The 23944-nt window shown below is 43.7% G+C and carries 20 protein-coding genes and 1 pseudogene; 9 read left to right on the top strand and 12 right to left on the bottom strand.

Annotation, left to right across the window (positions count from 1 at the left end):
- Positions 1–34 precede the first annotated feature (34 nt).
- Positions 35–1405, bottom strand: a complete 1371-nt coding sequence (locus tag AB8613_RS00510; protein WP_372384184.1) for an MATE family efflux transporter — start codon at positions 1403–1405, stop codon at positions 35–37.
- A 441-nt stretch (positions 1406–1846) separates the two neighbouring features.
- Between AB8613_RS00510 and AB8613_RS00505 the strand changes: the two genes are divergently transcribed.
- Positions 1847–2455 (top strand): riboflavin synthase subunit alpha, encoded by a 609-nt coding sequence (locus tag AB8613_RS00505; RefSeq protein ID WP_146489770.1) that lies wholly within the window; start codon positions 1847–1849, stop codon positions 2453–2455.
- Positions 2456–2574: 119 nt separating this feature from the next.
- Positions 2575–3905, top strand: a pseudogene (locus tag AB8613_RS00500) (IS4 family transposase).
- Positions 3906–3975: 70 nt separating this feature from the next.
- Here the strand turns inward: AB8613_RS00500 and AB8613_RS00495 are convergent.
- Both AB8613_RS00495 and AB8613_RS00490 read right to left on the bottom strand, forming a co-directional pair.
- Positions 3976–4179, bottom strand: coding sequence for a CPXCG motif-containing cysteine-rich protein (locus AB8613_RS00495; protein WP_060982030.1), 204 nt, complete (start codon positions 4177–4179; stop codon positions 3976–3978).
- A gap of 116 nt (positions 4180–4295) precedes the next feature.
- A complete protein-coding gene (locus tag AB8613_RS00490) occupies positions 4296–5162 on the bottom strand; it encodes a fructosamine kinase family protein (RefSeq protein WP_060982031.1) in 867 nt (288 codons plus the stop codon).
- Positions 5163–5762: 600 nt separating this feature from the next.
- Here AB8613_RS00490 and AB8613_RS00485 point away from each other — a divergent pair.
- Positions 5763–6107, top strand: coding sequence for a DUF3802 family protein (locus AB8613_RS00485; protein ID WP_048665016.1), 345 nt, complete (start codon positions 5763–5765; stop codon positions 6105–6107).
- Between the two features lie 97 nt (positions 6108–6204).
- Here AB8613_RS00485 and AB8613_RS00480 read toward each other — a convergent pair whose 3' ends face one another.
- Positions 6205–6690 (bottom strand): C40 family peptidase, encoded by a 486-nt coding sequence (locus tag AB8613_RS00480; RefSeq protein ID WP_372384183.1) that lies wholly within the window; start codon positions 6688–6690, stop codon positions 6205–6207.
- 104 nt (positions 6691–6794) lie between these two features.
- On the opposite strand from AB8613_RS00480, the gene AB8613_RS00475 reads away from it, so the two are divergent.
- On the top strand, positions 6795–8840 hold the full coding sequence (locus AB8613_RS00475) for a methyl-accepting chemotaxis protein (RefSeq protein ID WP_372384182.1): 2046 nt from the start codon (positions 6795–6797) through the stop codon (positions 8838–8840).
- 174 nt (positions 8841–9014) lie between these two features.
- On the opposite strand, the gene AB8613_RS00470 is transcribed toward AB8613_RS00475, so the two are convergent.
- Positions 9015–9818 carry a sterol desaturase family protein gene (locus AB8613_RS00470; RefSeq protein WP_372384181.1) on the bottom strand — a complete coding sequence of 268 codons (804 nt, stop codon included), beginning with the start codon at positions 9816–9818 and terminating at the stop codon, positions 9015–9017.
- A gap of 68 nt (positions 9819–9886) precedes the next feature.
- Here AB8613_RS00470 and AB8613_RS00465 point away from each other — a divergent pair, with 68 nt between their 5' ends.
- Entirely contained in the window at positions 9887–10633 is a 747-nt protein-coding gene (locus AB8613_RS00465) for a tRNA-uridine aminocarboxypropyltransferase (RefSeq protein WP_372384180.1), read from the top strand.
- A 163-nt stretch (positions 10634–10796) separates the two neighbouring features.
- Positions 10797–11705: an N-acetylglucosamine kinase gene (gene nagK, locus AB8613_RS00460; protein ID WP_008217891.1), complete on the top strand. Its 909-nt coding sequence runs from the start codon at positions 10797–10799 to the stop codon at positions 11703–11705.
- Positions 11706–11857: 152 nt separating this feature from the next.
- Here the strand turns inward: nagK and AB8613_RS00455 are convergent, their stop codons facing one another.
- The 6 genes from AB8613_RS00455 to AB8613_RS00430 all read right to left on the bottom strand — a co-directional run bounded on the left by AB8613_RS00455 (position 11858) and on the right by AB8613_RS00430 (position 17249).
- Positions 11858–12124: a DUF2960 family protein gene (locus AB8613_RS00455; protein ID WP_004733780.1), complete on the bottom strand. Its 267-nt coding sequence runs from the start codon at positions 12122–12124 to the stop codon at positions 11858–11860.
- 302 nt (positions 12125–12426) lie between these two features.
- The gene (locus AB8613_RS00450; RefSeq protein WP_327783820.1) at positions 12427–14244 is read right to left on the bottom strand and encodes a bifunctional molybdopterin-guanine dinucleotide biosynthesis adaptor protein MobB/molybdopterin molybdotransferase MoeA; all 1818 of its coding nucleotides are present in this window, start codon (positions 14242–14244) and stop codon (positions 12427–12429) included.
- Positions 14244–14828: a molybdenum cofactor guanylyltransferase MobA gene (mobA, locus tag AB8613_RS00445; RefSeq protein WP_372384179.1), complete on the bottom strand. Its 585-nt coding sequence runs from the start codon at positions 14826–14828 to the stop codon at positions 14244–14246. Before mobA ends, AB8613_RS00450 begins: the two co-directional genes overlap by 1 nt.
- The gene (locus tag AB8613_RS00440) at positions 14806–15525 is read right to left on the bottom strand and encodes an energy-coupling factor ABC transporter ATP-binding protein (RefSeq protein ID WP_048611022.1); all 720 of its coding nucleotides are present in this window, start codon (positions 15523–15525) and stop codon (positions 14806–14808) included. The genes mobA and AB8613_RS00440 overlap by 23 nt, the downstream gene beginning before the upstream one ends.
- A 10-nt stretch (positions 15526–15535) precedes the next feature.
- On the bottom strand, positions 15536–16234 hold the full coding sequence (locus AB8613_RS00435) for an ABC transporter permease (RefSeq protein WP_009846742.1): 699 nt from the start codon (positions 16232–16234) through the stop codon (positions 15536–15538).
- A 208-nt stretch (positions 16235–16442) separates the two neighbouring features.
- A complete protein-coding gene (locus AB8613_RS00430) occupies positions 16443–17249 on the bottom strand; it encodes a substrate-binding domain-containing protein (protein ID WP_060982038.1) in 807 nt (268 codons plus the stop codon).
- 303 nt (positions 17250–17552) lie between these two features.
- Between AB8613_RS00430 and AB8613_RS00425 the strand changes: the two genes are divergently transcribed.
- The 3 genes from AB8613_RS00425 to AB8613_RS00415 all read left to right on the top strand — a co-directional run bounded on the left by AB8613_RS00425 (position 17553) and on the right by AB8613_RS00415 (position 22914).
- Positions 17553–19016: a sigma-54-dependent transcriptional regulator gene (locus AB8613_RS00425; protein ID WP_372384178.1), complete on the top strand. Its 1464-nt coding sequence runs from the start codon at positions 17553–17555 to the stop codon at positions 19014–19016.
- Positions 19006–21033, top strand: coding sequence for a cache domain-containing protein (locus AB8613_RS00420; protein ID WP_285954924.1), 2028 nt, complete (start codon positions 19006–19008; stop codon positions 21031–21033). Before AB8613_RS00425 ends, AB8613_RS00420 begins: the two co-directional genes overlap by 11 nt.
- 261 nt (positions 21034–21294) lie before the next feature.
- Positions 21295–22914 (top strand): methyl-accepting chemotaxis protein, encoded by a 1620-nt coding sequence (locus AB8613_RS00415; protein ID WP_285954923.1) that lies wholly within the window; start codon positions 21295–21297, stop codon positions 22912–22914.
- Between the two features lie 141 nt (positions 22915–23055).
- Here AB8613_RS00415 and AB8613_RS00410 read toward each other — a convergent pair whose 3' ends face one another.
- Positions 23056–23943 carry a mechanosensitive ion channel family protein gene (locus AB8613_RS00410; protein ID WP_372384177.1) on the bottom strand — a complete coding sequence of 296 codons (888 nt, stop codon included), beginning with the start codon at positions 23941–23943 and terminating at the stop codon, positions 23056–23058.
- Position 23944: the final 1 nt, after the last annotated feature.

Raw genomic sequence — 23944 nt, 5'->3', positions numbered from 1 at the left:
CGATATCAGACACACCGGTTTAACGAGTACGAATCTAGCGAGAACTAAATTCTAACTGTACGTCGTCGTCCTGCTTGTGCATCCAGTGTAAGCGCATACCCAGCATAATCGCTGCTGACGTTAGACCAACAATGAAACCAATCCAGAAGCCGTGCGCGCCCATAGGTTCAACAATCCAATCTTTCATTCCTAAGATGTAGCCGATAGGAAGGCCAAGCAACCAGTAAGCAACAAAGGTAATGTTGAAGATTGAACGCATATCTTTGTAGCCACGCAGAGCACCTGCAGCGATAACTTGGATGGCGTCGGTGCATTGATAAACCGCCGCGAATAAAAGCAATTGCATTGCAACAGTAATTACCGCCGTGTTCTCTGTATAGAGCAATGAAACTTGCTCTCTGAACAATACAGTTAATGCAGCTGTCATTAAGGCTGTGACCAAGCCAACAATGATACCAACGTGTGTCGCAATCTTCGCGCCTTCGGTGTTGTTTTCGCCTAACTTATGGCCAACACGAATACTCACAGCAGCACCGATACTCATTGGAATCATGAAAACCAGCGAAGAGAAGTTGATCGCGACTTGGTGCGCAGCAACAATCAATGAACCTAATGGGGCAACCAACAGAGAAACCACCGCAAACAGAGTTACCTCGAAGAAGATAGCGGCCGCTACTGGGAAGCCAAGTCTAAACAGACGAATTTGTGCTTTGAGCTGAGGCTTATGGAACGTACCGAAGATATTGATTTTCGCCAAACGCTTTGATGTTAAAACGTAAGCAAACAGCAGTGCAAACATCACCCAATATACGATAGCCGTTGCAACGCCACAGCCAACACCACCCAGAGCAGGAGCTCCAAGTTTTCCGTATACGAACATCCAGTTAAGCGGGATGTTCAATAGCAAGCCAATAAAACCAATCACCATTGCAGGCTTAGTTAAAGACATACCATCAGTAAAGCTTCGCAAGGTTTGGAACAACAAAAAAGCAGGTACAGCAAACATCACCGCATTCATATAGCCGATGGTCTTTTCCGCCATGAGTTGTTCAATGTCCATCCACTCCAATATCAATTGTGTTTGAAAAAGTACACCAATGATTGGAAGGGAGATGACGAGCGCTAAAAACGCACCTTGTTGAATCTCAAATGGAATTTTGACTTGTCGACCAGAACCATTCAGTTGTGCAACGACAGGAACCAATGCCATCAATAGACCGACACCAAATAAAATTGATGGTAGCCAGATACTTGCTGCAATCGAAACCGCCGCCATATCGATAGCACTTACGCCACCTGCCATCACGGTATCAACAAAACCCATTCCAGTTTGTGCGACAGATGCAATCAATACAGGAGCCGCAAGTTTGATTAGATTCGAGGATTCTTCTTTGTAACGATGCACAAACAACTCCAAATAAGAGGGAAAATTAGAATAATAGTGTAGGAAAGGACATTCTGAAGGAATCAGAGACAATGATCTTAAGCTTCCACTGGACGAATCATAAAGAAATGTCACAATAACTGCTATGAAAAACTGTTATTAGGGCGTATTGATCTTTCGAGCTGATTTTTGCAGCGAGTTGCTGGGTATTTATACAAGGCAGAGGCGTCGATGTGTAGCTAGCCTACATGAGAAGCCGATAACGTAGTAAAAATGACCAGCAAACGCTGCCCGAAGGGTTCGAGCTGGGCGCCCCCGCAAAAAGCGTTTTACTCTTTGTTGAGGGAGATTTACTTAGAATGACTAGGCTACTTCCCCCTCGCCGCGATTAAAACGCTTTTATCTCGAACAAAATTTAACCACGAAAGGTCAACACGCCCTAGAATGCTAAATAGGAATCTTATGTTTACAGGTATCGTTCAAGGCATGGCAACACTGGTTGCTATAAATAAAAAAGAGTTGTTTCAAACTCATACCATTGAGCTAAGCGACGAAATGGTTGAGGGATTAGCAATTGGTGCTTCAGTAGCTCATAACGGTTGTTGCTTAACGGTAACGGAAATTTCAGGTAACCAGATCGCCTTTGATTTAATGCAAGCCACATTAAGATTGACGAACTTGGGCCAACTGAATGTTGGTGACAAAGTGAATATTGAGCGTGCAGCAAAGTTTGGTGATGAAATTGGCGGGCATAGCATGTCTGGTCACATTACGTTGATGGCTAACTTGGTTGATGTGATTAAGACAGAAAACAACCGCACGCTCTGGTTTGAACTACCTCAAGAATCAATGAAGTATGTGTTAAGCAAGGGCTACATCGGCGTTGATGGTTGTTCATTGACGATCGGTGAAGTGGAAGAGAACCGTTTCTCTGTTCACCTGATTCCAGAAACGCTGAATCGTACTCTGTTTGGCGGCCGTGAAGTAGGTGACCAAGTAAACATTGAGTTTGATCCTCAAACACAGGCTATTGTTGATACCGTTGAACGCGTACTAGCGAACCAGAAGTAACGCTACAAAAAAGAGCACATAACGTGTAATGCCGATCAGTTAAGAAATTTGTGAGATCATTTGACCGATCCTCAAAAGGCTTCAAAATCCGATATTAGGAAACTAATATCGGATTTTTTATGTCTTTAGAAAGCCAACTTGCTAATACTTTTCGGTCATGTAATACCTTCCATCACTTTGACAAATACTCTGACATTCTTAGTCCAGAGCTTATCCAGCAAGGCTTTGAGCAAGCTGGCGTAGCAACCGTTAGAAGAAGACGGTTACCTTTGGAAGCAGTACTTTGGTCCGTTGTTGGAATGAGTCTCTTTCGTCAACAATCTGTTTGGGATATCGCTAACCAACTCGATATTGTCCTGCCAGACAAACAACGTTTTGTTGCACCAAGTGCTGTTGTTCAAGCGAGGCAGAGATTAGGTGAAGAAGGTGTAAAGCAAGTCTTTAAGAAGATGGCAGCGCATAGCTATCAAGCGTCTAACTTCGAAACTTGGTGTGGATTAAACCTTCTCTCCGTCGATGGTGTCGTTTGGAGAACAACAGATACACCTGAAAATCATCAAGAATTTAAAGCACAGCGTAATCAATCATCTGAAAATATTTACCCTAAGGTACGTATGGTTTGCTTGATGGAGCTTACAAGTCATCAACTAATCGATAGTGCATTCTCTGACTATCGCACCAGCGAAATGCGGCTCGCAGAAGAGCTCATCGAGCAAACACCAAATCATTCTCTGACTATTTTTGATAAAGGATATTACTCTTTAGGGCTGCTTAATCGTTGGAACAAAGTAGGTCAAGAAAGGCATTGGATGCTCCCTGTGAGAAAGGACTTTCAGTATGAAGTCGTCCATAAATATAGCCGGAGTGACGCTATCGTTGCCATAAAAACAACACCTCAGGCAAGAAAGAAGTTCAGTGATCTCCCTGAGACAATAGAAGCAAGGTTAGTATCGAAAATTATCAAGGGTAAGGAATATCAGGTACTTACATCAATGTGTGATGGGTTGCGCTTTCCTGGTGAAGACATCGTAGAGCTCTATCGCTATCGTTGGGAGATCGAATTAGGCTATCGGGAAATGAAGCAAACCTTGCTGGATAGTGAGTATACATTGCGAAGTAAGCGGCCAGATATGGTCAAACAGGAGCTCTGGGGAATTTTGTTAGCCTATAACCTTATAAGGCAGGTTATGACAAAAGCAGCGAGTAAGTTAGAAGCATCTGGCCGAATCAATTAAGCTTTACGAGTAGTGCCATGGCTGTGACTCAATACTTCGCTGCTTTACCTTTAACGAGCCCGGGAAAACTACCTAAACACTATGAAGTGTTATTACAGCAAGTATCTATGTTTATCCTACCACCCCGAAGAGAAGATAGAAGCTATCCTCGCTGGGTAAAACTGAAACCCAAGAAATATGCAACAAACAGAAAAAATGCCAGTCAGCTTAACTGACTGGCATTACACATAACGTGCTCTTTTTTGTAATTTTAATTTGCTCTAGCTCACTAAGAGAAGGTGTATTTCAGAAGACTTGTTCATCGTCTGCATCAATCGAAAGATGAATTCTGTCTCTTACTTCATCTACCTGCATGTCGAGGTGAATGGCATTGCAACATGCAGGGCAATCGTCATAAAAATCTTGGCTCCCATTAGAAGCATCGAGCGTTATGCTGATTGCATGCCCACAGTGGGGGCAGGAGACATGTTTCTCTGTGTATTTATGCATGGCGAATTCTCCTCACTGTAACTTGTAACAATCGTAGTAGCTTGAATAGATCGTAATAAATAGCAATATCGAACATTGCAACTTATATCGACCCCAGTCGCTAGCTGTGATTGATATTAAACGGCCTGTATCTTCTGAATGCATGCTTCAGTTTGTGCTAAATATTCGCCGCCAAATTGATTGCAGTGGTTAAGAAGATGGTACAAGTTGTAAATGTCTTTCCGATCAGTATAGCCAACGTCGAGTGGATTGACGCTCTGGTAACCTTCATAAAACTCTTTTGGAAACCCTTCAAACAATTCCGTTAACGCCAAATCACATTCATGATCGCCCCAATAACAAGCAGGGTCATAACAGATTGGCCCAAAGGCTGAATTTGCGACGTTGCCATTCCAGAGGTCCCCATGAAGCAAAGAAGGGCGAGGGTTGTGGCCTGCAAGACGCATATTCACCACATCAACGATGTCATCGATGTCACCGAATTCGATGCCTTTTTCTTTTAGCAACTGGAGTTGGAAACCAATGCGCTGCTCAGAAAAAAAACGGCCCCATTTCTTATGCCAAGGATTAGGTTGAAGTGTACTGCCGATATAGTTGTCTTGGTCGCAACCGAACTCTTTTTGCTCACCCCACAGATGAAGGCGAGCAAGCTGGACCCCGAAATCAAAGCTGTTATTACCCGTTTCAAGTGGCTTGGTTGGCAAGTAATTGAGGATAATGAAAGAGCACTCTTTGGTTTTACCAATCAGTACCAATTCGGGAACATAAACGGTGGAAGTCTCTCTTAGCAAACGCAAGTTTTCAGCTTCAATTTCAAACTTAGGTAAAAATTCTCGCTGGTTCACTTTCACAAAGTAACGTTCATTACCATCGCTGATCATATAGCAATCGTTAATGTCGCCACCAGAAACCTTAGTACGTTCAGTAATCTGAAAGTTAAATAGAAGAGTATCTGAAAGTTGTTGAGAAATGGCCTGCCACATAGGAAATCCTCAAAGACTGAAAGTTAAAAAAATCAAAGTTAGAAATACTGTTTGTTTAATAGCAATAGTTTAGGATAAAACTGAGCAATTTATAGACGCACTCGTCAATGTTCTTATCTCTGGTTCAGCTTATGCTGAATCAATTACTCAATTTGTGAACTCAAACTAATTCAAGATATTTGAAATACAAACAGAAATTACCAATCAGACGTCATAAATTGTTTGGAGCTGGTATCACAATGGAAACGGTTTTGAACCCTTCAAACTGGAAAAGTCGAGGGAGCTTGCTATTGTCTACGCACCAACATAAATGAGCTTTTAAAGAAAGTGGATAGGACTCTTGTTAACTATCGCTATTGTTAACTAGCGCAGTACATTAATTAAAAGTTTGTTTTAGACTTTGTTAGGCGTTCACTTACTTATAGCTTAAGCGGGCTGGTATGAAACATAGAGCCATATTGATTTAAATTTAAGCTGAAATACTAACTAGGATCATTTTAATACGGTTTTTGGTAATAAAGTGATGACAAACCGCTTCATTTACATAGTATTAAGCAAGTACGTATTAATCTGCTCTTGAGCTTAAAACGGAGATTTATTGTGGTTGTAGAAACCGATGGCTATTTGGCTCTTATCGAGCACTTATCATTTAATCTGGACGTCTTTACCAATAGTAATGGCGATACAGGCAATGAGAGTGTTGAAGACATCATCACTGACATGATTTCAACAAACATCATGGCTATTTTTGAGCAAAATCCAGAGTTGCATTCGAGTGTTCGTTTTCAACTCTTGAAAGAAGCCGATGCTGTGGTAGCCGATTTAGGTGAAGTGTTAGCGGGGGTTTGGGCGAAGAAAGCGACCAACGAGCAAATTGTATTTCTAGATGAGTACATCGCGCTCGTGAAGAACCTATTTGACACGGCTGTCGCCAAGTACGACTAACGGTCTATTTCCTCGCTAGCCCATTAACTACGATGATCTAGGCGTTTAAGCGACACCTTAAAAAGTGACGTTGTTTGGCGGTTAATCTATTAAGCTGTTATAAACGCCTAAAGTGCCAAAACTTAGACGCCCAATAAGGGTTATCCAACCTCGATATAATGACACCCTTTGATGTCGAAGCATGTAGGAATTGATTATTTCCTAAATACACGCCTACGTGTCGCACTGTCATCGAAGTTTTGAAAAACACCAAATCACCACTTGTTGCCTGTTCATACGCAATTTCTTTTCCCTTTTTACTCTGATCTTTTGTGGTTCTCGGTAGAGCTTGTTGTGTCGCATTTTGAACGGCGATTTGAACAAAAGCGGAACAGTCTACGCCTCGAAATGATGTCCCACCAAAATGATATGGCACACCTTTCCACTGTTCATACACACTCATATATGCATTGGTAGTCAATTGCTCTGACTTTGATAAGGGTTTTTGAGCGGTTTGACTAAGTTGAGAAGGGGAAGGAGTCGAGCTACAAGCAGCCAATGTTGCCAAAGTTATTGTAACTACAGCCATTTCTCTGAATTTCATATGTAACTCTTCTGACAAAAAACTGAAATATAAACGTCACCAAGGACTTCTAGTATACGGACTAACTTAAGGATATCTCTTTTCGTAGTCAAATTGGATTTCACATGCCCGACACAAATTTATCAATAAAACCCTCACGTTATACATTTTCGCTCATTCAAACTGTTACCGCTGTATTTATTTCCATTCTTTTACTCGTTAGTTTTTTGTCAATGGTTAGTATTCGGGGAGTTGAGCGAGTCGGAGAACATTTTGATGCACTTTCAGAACAAGCATTACCCCTTGCTCTACATAACGCCGAATTAACGCAAAGCGTATTAGAACAAGTAAAACTTCTCACTTACAGCACCCAATCAACCGACTTAGATACACTGAATGCCACAAGGGGCTCAATTGTTCAACTCGCAACAGAGAGTAATACCACGCTAGAGGAACTCCTTTTTATCTCCCAATCTTTTCCTGAAGCGATCTCTTTAGAGCAACAACAAAACCTTATCGATGACATGACGCAACTGCAAAACATGACCAACACGGTACTGCTAGCGCAAATTGAGATTCAAAGTAAGCAAAATATCATCGACAGTAAAATGGGCGAGTTCCGTTATGGCGTTGGATCTATCGGACCAGAAATGAATCGAATCAGCTCGTTTTTGGTTGAAGACAACCCGGAAGCGAGTGATGCTGCGAATCGATTTACATCCAGTGCGTCTGCGATGGCGAACACCTTTTTGATGTTGATGATGCAATCTGACATTGATAAAGCACACGATGAATATCGTCAACTCAGAAATCGAATTGCGGGCCTTAACTTGGCTTACGGTGACTTTGCTGATTGGCACCCAGACATCGCCGAGTTCGCAAGTTTGACGGCACCTTACGAAATGGTGAAAGAGGGCTTTACAGAAAAGGGGGTAATCAAGCAAATCCTATCGAAACTCGAACTGGTTAAACAGCAAGAGCAGAACTTAACGCAAGTGATTACCTTAGCAAATACCGTTATTAGCACACTGAATCAGTTGTCTTCTACAGCTTCCCAACTGATTGATGAAAGCGAGCTCGTTGTAAATCAAACCATCATCAATATCGATAGTGTGTTGTTTATCAGCGGGCTGGTGATTGCCGTAATCATTGCGATCTCATGGTTCGTATTACGTCGTTGGATGAATAAAGGGCTTAAAAACATAACCCAACAATTAAGTTCACTTGCCGATCACGACTTCTCCAAACAAAGTGAACTGTTGGGACCTCTGGAGCTGCAAGTTATCACTTCGAAACTCAATACAGTCGTAGATTCAACCGCTGACTCGGTTCGTTTGGTAACGCGTAACTGTGAGACGCTTTATCAAACAGCTGAAGTGAGTCATGACGCCGCAGAGAAAACAAATTCTAGCTTGAATGAGCAGAACGAATCACTTCAGAATATGATAACTACGATTACTGAACTTGAAGCATCCATTGGTGAGATTGCCCGTATCTCTAACGCATCGAACGACGATGCACAAATAGCAGAAGATGAGTCAGTGAATGGCAGCCAAGTGGTTGGCCTTAACCAACAACGATTACAAGCGCTTGAGCAATCTCTTAGCCTGAATCAAGAATCGATGACGGACTTGGATATTCGCGTTAAACAGATTCGTGAAATGGTTGACGTGATCAGTGGTATTGCTGAAAACACTAACTTACTCGCATTGAATGCCGCAATAGAAGCAGCGCGAGCAGGAGACCAAGGCCGCGGGTTTGCAGTGGTTGCCGATGAAGTACGAAAACTGGCGAGTGGTACCTCCCAGCAAACCACTAATATTCGTAATATGATGAACGAATTGGTGGCGGCGGCTGATCGCTCACGAGCTTCTGTAACGGAATCGCGAAGCGAAATGGCGAATGCGCTGGACACCAGCGGAGATGTAAAACAGGCCTTCGAGAAGATAGAGTTCGCGGTTAGCCAGATCAAAGGGCGTGTTGAACAAATCATGGTGGCTACTGAGCAGCAAGCACGAGCGACTGTCGATGTAACGCATTCAATCACCCGAGTATCTGAGCAGGGTGAGAATACTAAGCTGCAACTTGAATCTATGATCGAGAGTTCAGAACAAGTCGGAGAGATAGCAGGGAACCAACAAGCCATGCTTCACAAATACGTATTGAAGTAAACGAGCGTGCACAGGAAAACGAGTGTGCGGAGTTAAGCTAAACAGCACAACTAGCTACGCTTATATCCCTATCGATACAGAAACCCCCTTAAATTCCGACATGAATCTAAGGGCGTTTTTGTCTAGATATAGGTTTGAGTTTAATATCAGCTTGAGCCACAAACGAGTTTGAATCTAGTCTTTCGTTGTCGGGAATTGTGCAAACGGCTGACGCAACATCAAGTCCAACCGTTGCTCTTTACCATCTTGAATCTCGGGAACACCAATATTCACCTTATCGTGGCCAAGCTTGGGTTGAGCGCGGTAAGTCTTAAACCAGATGTCCCACACAGATAAAAAGAAGCCAAAGTTTGAGTGGGTTTCTTTAACAATGATCGAGTGATGAACGCGATGCATGTCTGGTGTCACTATCACTTTTCTTAATCGCTTATCAATCCATAACGGAAGACGTGCATTACTGTGGTTAAACATCGCACTGGCATTAAGAACAATTTCAAATATCACGACCGCAATGACTGGGACACCAAGCGCGATCACCAAACTCACTTTAATCAGCATCGAAAGGAACATCTCAATAGGGTGAAAGCGCGTTCCGGTAGTGACATCGATATCTAGGTCTGCATGGTGAACTCGATGTAACTTCCATAACCAAGGAACACGGTGGAACACCAAATGCTGCAGGTAAATAGCGCAATCTAAGAGCAATACACAGACCAGAATGGTCAGTTCTTTCGGAAGTGACAGGGTATTGAACAAACCCCATTGGTTTTCTTGTGCGATAACCGCCGCTTGAAATGCTGCGATAGGAATGAGAGTGGCCAATAAAAAGCTATTCAAAGCAACCAGAGCGAAGTTATTCGCCCAACGAAACCATTTGCTTTGAGTGAGTGTTTTACGTGGAAAACGGGATTCCCAAAGTGCACACAATCCAAAAACGACAATAAAACAAACAAGGCGAAGCAGTGATGGGTCTTGCATGGGAATTCCTTCTATCATTCTAAGGACACTGTAAGTACAATCGTGCCACTTTTCTAGATTTATCGTTATTGTCCATGAGAATCCACGCTTTTCACCGTTTATATCAACACCGTTTATCCATTGCTACCAAACCGTTTAATGCGCGCGGGTGTAAAGTCGTGCGATGTGAATTCTGTAAAATCAAGCAAGACAGCTGTATCTGTGAACATCAACCAGACGTAAATACGAACGTCGCGACCATGTTGATCTTATCGGACAACGAAATACTCAAACCAAGTAATACCGGCCGTTTAATTCTTGATACCGTTAAAGATAGCTATGCCTACCTTTGGCACCGCACTGAGCCCAACGCAGAGATGTTGAATGTGCTGAAAGACGACAAGTATCAGCCTGTTATTGTGTTTCCTGAAGACTACACAGATGACAAAACGCGAGTGGTTCAAGACTTGCCACAAATACGTGACCCAAATAAAAAGCTGCTGCTGATTTTCATCGATGGAAGTTGGCGTGAAGCAAGACGTATCTTCCGTCGTTCAGAATATCTACAAGATTTACCTGTGTTATCGATTGAGCCTGAATCAGTTTCTCAATACATGATGCGTAAGTCAGACAACGAACAACACCTTTCTACTGCAGAAGTCGCGAGCTTAGTATTAAAGCAAGCGGGCGAAGAGCAGGGCGCCAAGACTTTACAGCTATGGTTTGAAGCATTTCGCGAAAGCTACATGCTAAGCAAGACGCGTTATAAGTCAGATCCGACCAAACCTAGCCTGAACGCTTTCATAGAACACAGTAAAAGTGAGACTTCACTCTAACCTTTAACCGCTTTGTGCTGACTTGTTGTTCAAACAGACTCGATCACGAGATAAGTTTGTTATCTATCACGGTTTGTAGGGGGAGTGTTATGGATAATGCTCCTTAGTTGTTTAATTTAAAAAATTTATTTGCCCGAATTTAGGGAAAAATTGGAGAGATTTCATGTATTACGGCTTCGATGTTGGCGGCACAAAAATTGAGTTTGGTGCATTCAATGAGAAACTTGAGCGAGTAGCAACAGAACGTGTTCCAACACCAACAGATGACTATCAACTACTACTTGATACGATTGCTGGTTTAGTTAAAAAATACGACAGCGAATTCTCTTGCGAAGGCAAAATTGGCCTTGGTCTTCCTGGCATGGAAAACGCAGACGATGGCACAATGCTTGTTGTTAATGTACCGGCTTCAACAGGTAAGCCACTACGTAAAGACTTAGAAGCGCTTATTGGTCGTAGTGTAAAAATCGAGAACGATGCGAACTGTTTTGCGCTTTCAGAAGCATGGGATGATGAACTAAAAGACGAACCATCCGTAGCAGGCCTAATTCTAGGCACGGGCTTCGGTGGCGGTTTAGTTTATGAAGGCAAAGTTTTCTCTGGTCGTAACCACGTTGCGGGCGAGCTAGGCCATATGCGTCTTCCCCTTGATGCTTGGTTCCACCTTGGCGACAACGCACCGCTACTAGGCTGTGGTTGTGGCAAGAAAGGTTGTCTAGACAGCTACCTATCAGGTCGTGGCTTTGAGTTGATTTACGAGCACTACTTCGGTGAGAAGAAGAAAGCGATTGAAATCATCCAAGCATACAACGAAGGTGAAGCAAAAGCGGCGGAGCACGTAGATCGCTTCATGGAGCTATTGGCTATCTGTTTTGCGAACCTGTTTACGGGTCTTGACCCACATGTTGTTGCACTGGGTGGTGGTCTTTCAAACTTCGAACTTATCTACGAAGAGATGCCAAAACGTGTACCTAAATACCTACTGTCTGTAGCGAAATGTCCAAAGATCATCAAAGCGAAACACGGTGATTCAGGCGGCGTTCGTGGTGCTGCATTCCTTAACATTAAGTAATCCGTTACTTAACGTTAAGCTAGAGCTAGCTAAAAAGCATAAATAAAAATGCCGCAATCTCGAAAGAGGTTGCGGCATTTTTATTGTTCGTGTTTTCGTTGCTAGAAGCTAGAAGCTAGAAGCTAGAAGCTAAGAAAAAGAAGCCAGAGGGCTTACTTCTTCTTTTTGCCAACGCCAAGGTTGTCTTTTTGCTTCAACGTAAGCTTAGTAAAGCCAAGCTTGCGGAAATAGTTATCTTGGTAGTTACGAACCGCTTTAGTATCAGAAATAAACTCAAGCTGTTGCTCAGTTTTTAGATACTCAGTGATGTCGATACCTTCAGCTGCAGCTACAGCTTCTTGGATCGTGCGGTGTTCTTGTTTCGAAAACAGTAACTCTTTGTCTTCGTCTTTGTAAGTGTACAGAATGGTACGAGCCATGATGCTCTCCAATAGAATTATTACTTTGCGCGCACTCTACATAAAAACAGTACGTGGCTCAAGGTTATGATACAAAATCTTAAGATTATCGTTCTTCACGCTTATCGCGATTTGAGCTTTCTGTCTTTTAAGGAACGAACAGGTTGTCTTTTACGAAACCAACAGAACAAAAAGCCCCTAACATCAAAAAATCTATATAGGGGCTTCGTCTATGTTTTGGCGAAGATCTTCCAAATCAATTAAAAAGCAGCTAAGTCAACTGAAGAACTACTAAGTCAATTTAGGTCTCATTGAACCTTCAATTAAACACGGCCTTGCAGTGGAATGATCGTTACCGTCTCACCAACTTTTACGGTATCAACCGCTGGTGAGATTTCGATTAAGCAGTTTGCTTCACTCATTGAACGCAGAATACCTGAACCTTGCTTACCGGTTGTTTTCACTTCAAGCACGCCGGATTCGTTCATTGAGAACACTCCGCGGCTGAACTCAGTACGACCTTGGCGAGATCGTAATTGCTCAGTCGCTACCGCGTTCGCTTTCACTGGTGTCCAGTTGGTTTGACCTTGTAGCTTACGAATAGCTGGTTCTACAAAGTTAATGAACGACACCATGACTGCAACTGGATTGCCCGGCAAACCAAAGAAAGGTTTGTTTTCAATTTTACCGTAAGCTAATGGGCGACCTGGACGCATATTGATACGCCAGAAGTTAATCTCACCCAGCTTATCTAACGCAAGCTTAATGTAATCAGCATCACCAACAGATACGCCACCAGAAGTCAGGACCATATCGGTTTCAAGCGACGCAGAGTGCAGCACGTCCATCATCTTTTGTTCGTCATCTTCAATGATGCCGTAATCGACGATGTCACAGCCAAGCTTTTGAAGCATGCCGATAATAGTAAAACGGTTCGAGTCGTAAATAGAGTTTGGTTTTTGCTCGCTACCCGGAGCTTGAACTTCGTCACCCGTAGAGAACACACCTACTTTCACTTTACGCAGAACAGGGCAGGTACCAAAACCTAACGACGCCATCATGCCCATTTCTGGTGCTTCGATGCGTGTACCACGTGTAAAGACAGGTTGGCCGATTTCTAAATCTTCACCTGCCATACGGACATTTTGTCCTACGGATATTTTAGCATCAGGGAAGCTAACTTTATCGCCATCTTGAACAGCTTGTTCGCGCATCACAACGACATCAACGCCTTCTGGCATTGGTGCGCCTGTCATGATCTTAACCGCTTCACCTTGTTGAACGGTTTGCTCGTAGTTGTGACCCGCCATGACTTCAGCCACGATATTGTAGCTGTCCAGAGCTAGATCTTCACTACGGATCGCATAACCGTCCATTGCAGAGTTAGTATTCTGAGGAACGTTGATTGGCGAGATAACATCTTCAGCCAGCACGCGGCCGTAGCCTTGCAGTAATTCAACACTCTCTGTGAGATCAATCGCGTCAATGCTATCAACAATCTTTTGCTGGCCTTGAGTGACAGTTAATCCTGCAGGAGAGAACGAATCACAACAAACAGCTGGCGCAGCGTCTTTTGAAGACGAGCATGACACTGCTTTGCCTGTTGTAGAGGCAAGGTCAAAGGACTTCGCGTAATCGATGATGAAATCACGAATCGCTTCTAAGTCGCTGATCGCCATTTGTGGCAGATCGGATTCAACCTGGCTGTCTGCGGCGATAGCAATAATGTTGTCATCATTTGGATAAAGCCAAGGTTTACCCACTTCGTCGCGGTGAAGCTCAATCTTAGGGAAGGCGATGTTCTTGCAGCCTTCAACCAGAATTAAGTCTAACGTGTTGGTATTGAAACGTGTAAGCAGGTAATCAAAGTCCGCTTCGGCTTCTGGCGTTTCTGTCATCATCACGTGACGGTTACGAGAGCTGATCAACATTTGATTCGCGCCTGCTTTGCGTAGGCGGTAGCTGTCTTTACCCGGCTTATCGACATCGAAATCATGGTGAGCGTGTTTAAGAACGCCAACTTTTAAACCTGCGTCGGTTAACAAAGGTAACAAGGCTTCAAGTACGGTCGTTTTACCTGTACCGCTATAAGCAGCAAAGCCCAATAAAGGAAGGTTAGGGCGTTGTTTTGAATCTTTCATTATTGAAGCGTTCCGAATTGGGTGAGTTCTTCTGGCGTATTCAAGTTTACAAAGCAGTTAGGAGAATCGCTAAAATCAACGTATTCGGTGACACACTCTTTGTATAGCAAGATGATTTTACGATCACCACGTTCCAAAAACGCTTCTAACTTTGGTAGAACACGCTTGTGGAATAGGGTGAATACAGGTTGCTTAAATTCGCCATCATGCGCGACAAGAATGTCGCTGTCTTCTTTAACTGCAGAACAAAAACGCTCAACAAGGTCGTCACTGATTTGTGGGCTGTCACAAGGAACGAAGCCAACCCAGTCTGTGTTCGCGTTTTTAAGGCCAGCATGAATGCCACCCAACGGACCTGGGTAGTCAGGGAAAGAATCGGAAACAACCGGAGCAAATGCTTTGTAACTGTCTAAGTTACGATTGGCATTGATAGTGATGCTGACATCTTGTTGTGACAGCTTGTTTATAACGTATTGAATAAGCGGAGAACCGTTGAGCTCAACGAGTCCTTTATCTTTTCCGCTCATACGACTGGCCTGTCCGCCAGCCAAAATAACCCAACTAGTTTGCGTTGGAAGCAGCATAAATATTCTCTTGTGCTTTATCTTTCTGAATAACTTGCAGAAGCGGGGATTCGGTCAAAGTATTGTCTTTGATCCACCACTGCTTCTTACATAAATCGGTTAACGCGTTAGTTTGGTGACTTGTGATGACTAAACTCGCGCCTCTCTGAAGAAGATCTTCGGCCATAATCACCAATCTTTCAATAGATTCTTTGTCTAAAGAAGCACTTGGTTCATCCATAAGCAAGATTGAAGGCTTAAGAATCCAAGCTCGAGCCATTGCCACGCGTTGACGTTCACCACCAGACAACACAGAAATGTGTTCATCTGCCAAGGTTTCTAAACCTACCATTCTCAATGCATTAATTATTTGAGCTCGCTTATCTTTTTGGCTCTCTTTGTTAAAGCGAATGCCATAAGCGACATTCTGGTACACCGAACCATCAAAAAGATAGGGGGTTTGATGCAGGTAGATGATGTCTTTGAACTTGAGCCGAGGAAATAATTTCTGTTGCCAACTCTGTGTCGGGGACTGAATACGGCCAGAACTCGGCTGAATTAATCCAGACAAGATTTTAAGTAGGGTCGTTTTACCAACACCATTGTCTCCTTTGAGATAAATGGCATCGTTGGGGCCGATCGACAATTCGGGAATGTGGAACAAAACACGCTCTTTGTAGCGCATTGAAATTTGCTGCGTTGTTATTTTTATACTCATGACAGCGTTCCTAAGTTCTTAGATAGCCTTTTCCTCTCACACTGGAAAGGAAAAAGTTAAGGGCTAATGCCAATGCTAATAACACCATACCGAGGGCGACACCTTGAGCGAATGCGCCTTTGTGGCTTTCCATGGCGATAGCCGTTGGGATGTTTCTTGTCATCCCCATAATGTTGCCACCGACCATCATTGAACAACCTACTTCTGTTACGATACGAGAAAAGGCAGCAATGGTTGCAGCCAATAGAGGAAAACGTGTTTCCCAAATCAAGGTACACGCCACGCGTGTTGTTGATACGCCAAGTGTGCGCGCTGTTTCTACCGCTCGGCGGTCACTGGCCTGCAGAGCACCATGCATCATCGCAACTAGAATAGGGAAACAGATCAGCATCTGACCTAAAATCATCGCCTTTTGGGTGAACAATAATTGCCAATCACCTAACGGGCCAGAGCGAGAAAGCATCATGTACATCAACAAACCGATAACCACGGTAGGGATCGCTTGCAGGGTGTTGATCACTGAAAGCAGAGCCCATTTCCCGGGGAACTCGGTATAAGCCAATAAGAAAGCCATAAGGATTGCAGGAACAATCACTAATGAGATGGCGGACAAAGACACGCTGAAGGATACCGCAACGATTTGCCACAATTCGTGGTCAAAACTCACTAGTAGATTCATTGCATCAATCGTTGTTTGCCATAGGGTCATGAAGTATCTCGTGTGAATCGATAATAGGTTTTTATCGGTAATGACTGATGTTAATCATAGCTGACACAATATATTTGAGCCTGTATTGGTCAGCTATTGTTTTTAAGCGTGATCATAACTGATTCGTTAAGTGTAGTGTTTGTTGGTTTGGACCACCTCTTCAACACTACTCTTTACTTACAGCCAACGACTCACGACTTAGAACAAACTATTCTGCACTTGCAACGAACAGTTGTTTGCCATGCAGTTTAAAGTCGTTAATCAGTTTCTGGCCTTTAGGGTTAACTAGCCAATCACTGAATACTTTCGCAGCTTGGTAATTGATGCTTGGGTAGCGTTCAGGGTTAACAAGAATCACTTGGTAAGGGTTAAATAGGTTCTTATCACCTTGGAAAAGGATTTTTAGGTCCAGTTTATTTTGGTAAGCCAACCAAGTACCACGGTCTGTCATGGTGTAGCCTTGCATTTCAGACGCCATGTTCAGAGTAGGGCCCATGCCTTGACCAACACTTCGGTAGCCACCGAAGTTTGGTTCCATTTTAGTTTGCGCCCAAATACCCATCTCTTTCTTATGAGTACCTGAATCGTCGCCACGAGATACAAACGTCACGTTATTAGTCGCGATCGCTTTAAACACATCTGCCACTGCTTTTTGAGATTCAATTTTCGCAGGGTCATTTTGTGGACCAACGATGACGAAGTCGTTGTACATCAGCTTGCGAGGTAAAACGCCGTAACCTTTTTCCACGAAATTAGCTTCTGCTTTTGGTGCATGAGTCATCACCAAATCAACGTCACCATTTTCGCCCATGCGAAGTGATTTACCTGTACCTGCGGCTAGAACATCAACCTTGATACCAGAATCCTTTTCGAACTCAGGTAATAAGTAGTCCAGTAGACCAGAGTGATAAGTACTTGTGGTTGTCGCCAACTTGATATGAGTGGTGTCTTCCGCGCTGCTAGCCGTGTAACTGACGATAGATAGAGCTGCAATAGTTAAGGGAATTGCTTTCATTATTATTATGTCCATTCTGTTATAAATGAATGACATGCCTTCAGTTTTAAAGGGCTCGAAGAAGGGCATGTGCATAAGACGCTAATTGTTGTAATTAGAAATCTACACCTTATAAGCAATCTTAATGCCAATAAATCATGCATCAGATCTCACTAAATTGCTGTTATTTCGCACAAAACTGCGCCATTTACCCCGTTAAAATGAATCAAAACATGAGCTAGGACAAAATGTCGCACATTGTCCCTGTTGGAGAAAGGGTTAATTGGTACACTCTGTCCCAACTTTCCTCACCGGCTAATCATTATGTCTTTACCTAGTTCATCTGCATCCAATCTCAACCCGAACACATTGACTCACTATCAGGCGTTTTCCGTTTTGGTCGTGGATGATGAATTGGGTATGCAGGCTATCTTAAAGAAAGCACTAGGTAAGTTCTTTGGCAAGGTATCAAGCGCAGGTTCGGTTGAAGAAGCTGAAACACTACGTTCTAGCGAACATTTTGATCTCATCGTCCTTGATATCAACCTGCCAGGTCGTTCTGGTATTGAGTGGGAAGAGGCGTTTAACGACAATGACAAACGCGCCGATGTGATTTTCATGACGGGTTATGCTGATCTAGAGATGACCATATCTGCACTTAAGCTTGGTGCTTCAGATTTTATTCTTAAGCCATTCAACCTCGAACAGATGATACAAGCGGTTCTGCGTTGTATGGATAAGCGACTCGACCAAAGAATGCAGTACGCGTTAAAGCGTGATGTTAGTCGTCATATCAAGACCGAATTGATCGGCAATTCAGACAAGACCAAACAGCTCAAACTATTGATCAGTCAATTTGCACCGTCTCGAGCATCAGTTTTAATAGAAGGTGAGTCAGGTACGGGTAAAGAGTTGGTTGCGCGTGGTGTACATGAAGCCAGCAAACGCACCGGACCATTTGTACCAATCAACTGTGGTGCGATTGCCCCGGAGCTTCTCGAAAGTGAATTGTTTGGACACACCTCTGGCGCATTTACTGGTGCGAAGAAAAACCGTGAGGGTCTGTTCAGAGTCGCAAGTGGTGGCACCTTGTTCCTTGATGAAATAGGTGAAATGCCACTGCCAATGCAAGCTGCGTTGTTACGTGTGTTAGAACAAAGAACGATTCGTCCAGTCGGTAGCGAGAAGGAAATTGCCGTTGATGTACGCGTGGTGGCAGCAACCAACAGAAATCTTCAGGAAGAGGTTGATAAAGGGCACTTTCGCCGCGATCTGTTCTACCGACTCAATGTACTTAAGATTGATGTTGTGCCACTAAGAGAGCGCCCATCAGACTTGATTGAGCTTGTTCCATATTTCACTCGTCTATTGTCGAATGAACTTGGCATGCCGGTTCCCAATTGGGCACATGAAGATATCTTGGCGATGAATGAATACGAATGGCCGGGGAATATACGTGAACTTAAAAACTTAGTCGAACGATGCATTCTTTTAAACAAGCCACCAGCACACTATTGGCGCGAGATTAATGGCGATCCTGTACCGGCTAGCATTTCAGTGACGGTGTCACATGGTGCGGAAATACCAAACTTAAATAATGCAGACGCTGCCGAGGGTTACCCAAACACTTGGACACTGAAAGAAGTGGAGAAGTCTCATATAGAACAACTTGTGAGCTTCCATGACGGTAATAAATCGGCTGCTGCGAGAGATCTTGGCGTCGCTCGTAAAACCCTAGAGCGTAAATATAAAGATTGGAACACAGAAGGCTCTGAATATGCCGATTAGACGCCATTGGTGGTCAAAGTGGGCGTTCCGGTTCAAAACCATGGTTCGCTATCGCTTATTATTCCTAACATCTGCTCCGATCATTTTGACCTTGTGTGCACTTGTGGCTATCACTCTCTATTGGTCTGTTCATTACACGTGGCAGGGGGCACTGATTGATGTCGATGAGCGCTTAGACGTGGCAGAGAACAGTATTCACTTGATTCAAAATCAGCAGGCATACAACGTTCGTGCGTTTGCTGAGTCTTATAATTTCCGCGTCAAACTCGCGAGTGATATTTCTAAAAAGGATCTCACGCGTTGGGTTTCTGAAAACAAATCTCGCTATGAGCTCGACTTTCTGCGCTGGCGCAGTGTCGAAAGTATGGCAAAGAAACTCGAATATCTAAATTTGACTCACAAGTCTTCGTTTTTCAGCGTCTTAAGCCGTAGTGAACTCAACCATCTCGATCGGGATCTTGCTAAAAAAGCGGAAGTTCCGATGCTTAATGGCCAAGAAGTTGAGACCCGCGGATTGGTAAGTCGAACCGTTGTGCCCGTAAAAGATGGCAATGATAATGTAATTGGTTTTCTTGATGGCGGGATTTTGCTTAATAACAGCACTCAACTTGTCGACCAAATCAGCAATCTTATCTATCCCCAAAGAGAAGACTTTAATCGTCATGTCGGTACCGTCACTGTCTTCCTTGATGATCTTCGTGTGAGCACCAACGTTCCTTTAAGCAGTGAAGACAGTGTAGGGCGGGCAATAGGTACGCGAGTTTCTCATGAGGTTCACTCAAAAGTCCTGAACGAAGGCAAAGAGTGGCTAGATCGAGCGTATGTGTACGATGCTTGGTACATCACGGCTTACCAACCGATCCACGACCAGTTTAATAACGTAATCGGCATGCTGTATACCGGCTATCTAATATGGCCGCTCATCGAAACTTACCTGACTAACCTTGGCGAAATCAGCATTATCATTGTGTTGCTGTTGCTTGCTTCTGGGTTGATCGTTCACCGTGGTGCTCGGGATCTTTTCGACCCAATTGAAAGAATTCATAAAGTGGTGAAGCTCGTGCAATTGGGTAAAGACAAACGTATCGGTACGTTAGGCTTAGATGACCAACACGAGCTTACTCTGCTCGCCAAACAGTTCGACAAGATGCTAGATCTGCTGCACGAACGTAATCAAGAGATTCAACAAGCGGCGTTAGAACTCGAGTGTAAAGTTCACTCTCGTACCGCCAGTTTGAAAGAGAAAACTGAAGAACTGGAACTGCATATCAAGCTTCTCAATCAAGCCCGAGATAAGCTGGTGGTTAATGAAAAATTAGCAGCACTCGGTGAACTCACGGCAGGCATTGCTCATGAGATCAATAACCCAACGGCAGTAATTCTTGGCAATGTTGAACTGATGAAGTTTGAACTCGGTGATGAAGTGGGCCGCGTCGATGAAGAGGTCCACGCCATCATGGAGCAGATTGACCGAATCCGAAATATTACACGAAGCCTACTACAATACAGCCGGCACGGTGGCGTACAAGACGAAATCACGTGGCAGCATATCAATCCAATTGTGGATGAAAGTATTACGCTCGTAAAGACTGGCGCGAAGAAGAAAGGCATTGTGTATGTCTCGCAATTGAATGCTAGAACCTCCGTAGAAGTGAACCGAAACCAATTGCTGCAGATTCTGGTTAACCTACAAATGAATGCGATTCATGCAATGGACGGACAGGGCACGTTAACCATTTCGAGTGAAGATTGGGTTGAAAATGGCGTGTCTCATGGCGCTATCGTTCATGTTCAAGATGAAGGCTGCGGCATTAAGGAAGAGCAACTGAAACGCATTTTCTCGCCTTTCTATACCACCAAAAGAGACGGTACAGGCTTAGGTTTGTCCGTTTCTCAAAGTATCTTGAGCCAAACGGGTGGCGAGATCCGAGTTGAATCTGAGGTAGGCAAGGGAAGTCGTTTTAGTATCTACCTCCAACAAAAAGCTACACCTCAATTATTGGTGTCGAATCTCTAAGTTAATTTTACCGGCTGTCACTCGACAATTACATTAAGTGCTTGGGCTGTTACTTGAGCTTTCAGGCCAAGCACGAAAATCCCGCACTACTAATCTATCGCAAGCGAGATCTCAACCTCTGCTGATTTGACGAGCACCTCTTTTTGCTTATGTAACACAGTGTATATCTTTCGATCTTGATGCATATCATCTGAACTGTACGAAATTTTGATACCTTGGCCGAAAATCCATAATCAAAACAAATAATAAAGTCAGTCAGCTATGAAATTAAGTAACCTATCTATCAAATCAAAACTCGTCTCCATCGTCATTCTATCGGTTGTTCTCTTGGTAATGACATCCACTTTTAATCTAATGCAACAGCGCGCTAGCTCCTTGGAAGAGCGGCAAGATAAACTCAGTGCTCAAGTCGAAACAGCAGTAAGCTTAGCTCAACACTATTATGACCAACGAAATATCCTTGGCGAAGAGACAGCAAAGAAACAAGCACTTCAAGCCATTGAGACGCTTCGCTATGACAGCACCAACTATTTTTGGATCTTAAACCAACAACTCAACATTATTAGTCATCCCCTTAAGCCAGAACTCAATGGCAAGAATGCGGGTAACTTAAGAGACGGTGCGGGCAAGTACCACTGGCGTGAGATGGTGACCATCTCTCAAACTGCACAACAGAAAGGCTTTCTTGACTACCAATGGAAGAGTCCGAATGGAGAGTTAAAAGATAAGATATCGTACGTACAACTTTTTCCTGAATGGAATTGGGTGTTAGGTTCTGGAATATTGGTCGCTGATATTCAAGATGCATTCTACGCGTTGGCGATTAAAGAAGGAATGGTTGCGGTTGTGTTGTCTGGCCTACTGTTTGCAATGGGCTACGCGATATCCAATAATATCCTTGTACCTCTTAATAAGCTTATCGATAACACCCATAAGATTGCCGATGGCGACCTTCGTGTACGTATGAACATGACGCGCAAAGATGAGCTGGGTGATATGAGCCAACAGATCGACACCATGCTTGATAAGCTGCAAAGTACACTACGTACCGCCAATGAATCTGCGGATCTATCGAGCAATATGGCAAGTCACATTGCTCAAGCGAGTGAAGAGGCGGCGACCAGTGTCAACTCGCAACATGCTCAGCTTGAATTATTGTCTACTGCGATGACAGAAATGAGCGCCACTATTTCAGATGTCGCGGTCAATGCAGAGAGCACGGCGGCAAGTACCAATAAAGTCGTCGATCATGCCAACCAAAACGATGACAACATGCAGGTCACTTCTAAAACCATCTCTCAAGTTTCAGAGAACATCTCTACGGCTAACGAATTAGTAAGAGACCTACAATCCGGCGTAAGCGAGATAAGTCAAGTTGTGAGCGTCATTCGTGATGTGTCAGAACAAACGAACTTATTAGCGCTTAACGCAGCAATAGAGGCGGCACGTGCAGGAGAGCAAGGAAGAGGGTTCGCGGTTGTCGCGGATGAAGTCCGTAATCTTGCTAGCCGGACTCAAAATTCAACGAACGAAGTTCAATCCACAATTGAAAAACTGACTCAACAAGCAGAACGCACCTTCAAAGCAATGCAAAGCAGCAATGAGAAGGTTGACCACAGTGTTGTCGCATCTAACGAGACTCGCCAACAACTTGATGTGATTGTGAATGAGCTTCACAACGCCAATGACATGGTCGCACAAATCGCAGCGGCTTCAGAACAGCAAAGTACGGTAGCAACTGAAATGAGTGAAAGTGTCACTGGGATTCACCTAGCTGCAAACGAAGTACTTCAGGCCTCACAATCGCTAGCAGAAGACAGCCAGAAAATGGCCAACACAACAGAGCACCTTACTGAACAGTTGAAATACTTTAAGGTATAAATCCAGCAGCGCTTACTCTTAGCGCAGACAAATCGAATAAAAAAACACCTCCGCACTCGAGATAAGTCCGGAGGTGTTTTCGTTTATTGGTATCTCGGGGGTTAATCCAATCTTCGAACGTAAACCTTAAGCCAGCTTCAATTAATGCGCTGCCACTGAAATCTTCGGTGGGTTGATGTTGTGCTTTTTGAACTCTTTCATCACACGCAAGGTAATGTCTGTTTCAAACAACTTTTCATAAGCTGTATCGACGACGTAAGCCTTACAAGTTAACTGTATCGCCAGGTAGTTATCCGTAATCGTCTGTTTAACCAGAACCGTAACAGGCTTAGGCAAGTGGATGTAGCGGCTTGAAGACGCAGCTTCTTGAATCAAATCACGGGCTAGGGTGATATCTTCATCCATTCCTACATAAAACGGAATCACGACCTGCATATCCAATGCACCATAGTTGCCGCTCGTCGTCACTTCATTTAAGAACTTGTTGTTCGGGATGGTAATGATGTCGTCATTCAAAGTTCTCATACGCACAGAACGCAAACCAATAGTGATAATGTCCCCGTAGTTACCTTCGAACGTGACGCGGTCACCAACTTGGAAAGGTCTATCGATCATCACGGTGATACCTGCGATGAATGACGCTGCCAAGTCTTTAAGCGCAAAGCCAACGGATACAGCGAGGGTACCACCAATCAAAGCCAGAATTTGATCGTTGATTCTAAAACTCATCATGAACACGATAAGACCGGTGCTCACGTAAATGAAGAACTGAGTAAACGACTGCAGTTTCTGTAGCAACATTCGATATTGCACAAACTGACTACCAAAACTGGTCACCATTGAGTTGATGAACTTGAGCAATAACCACATTGCAGCAATAACAATCATGGAGAAGAACACGCCGCTCCACCGCACAAGGCTAGCTATCTTTGAGATGTTTTCCACATTGGCTAACTCTTCCGTCGCAAAGGTCGGGAAGCTGACAGCACTTACCAAGCCAACAAATAGTAGGATAAATAACTTCTTCATT

The sequence above is a fragment of the Vibrio sp. BS-M-Sm-2 genome (assembly GCF_041504345.1).
GTDB lineage: Bacteria > Pseudomonadota > Gammaproteobacteria > Enterobacterales > Vibrionaceae > Vibrio > Vibrio satsumensis.
The sequence above is the reverse complement of the archived record's forward strand: the minus strand, read 5'-3'. Positions and strand labels throughout refer to the sequence as shown.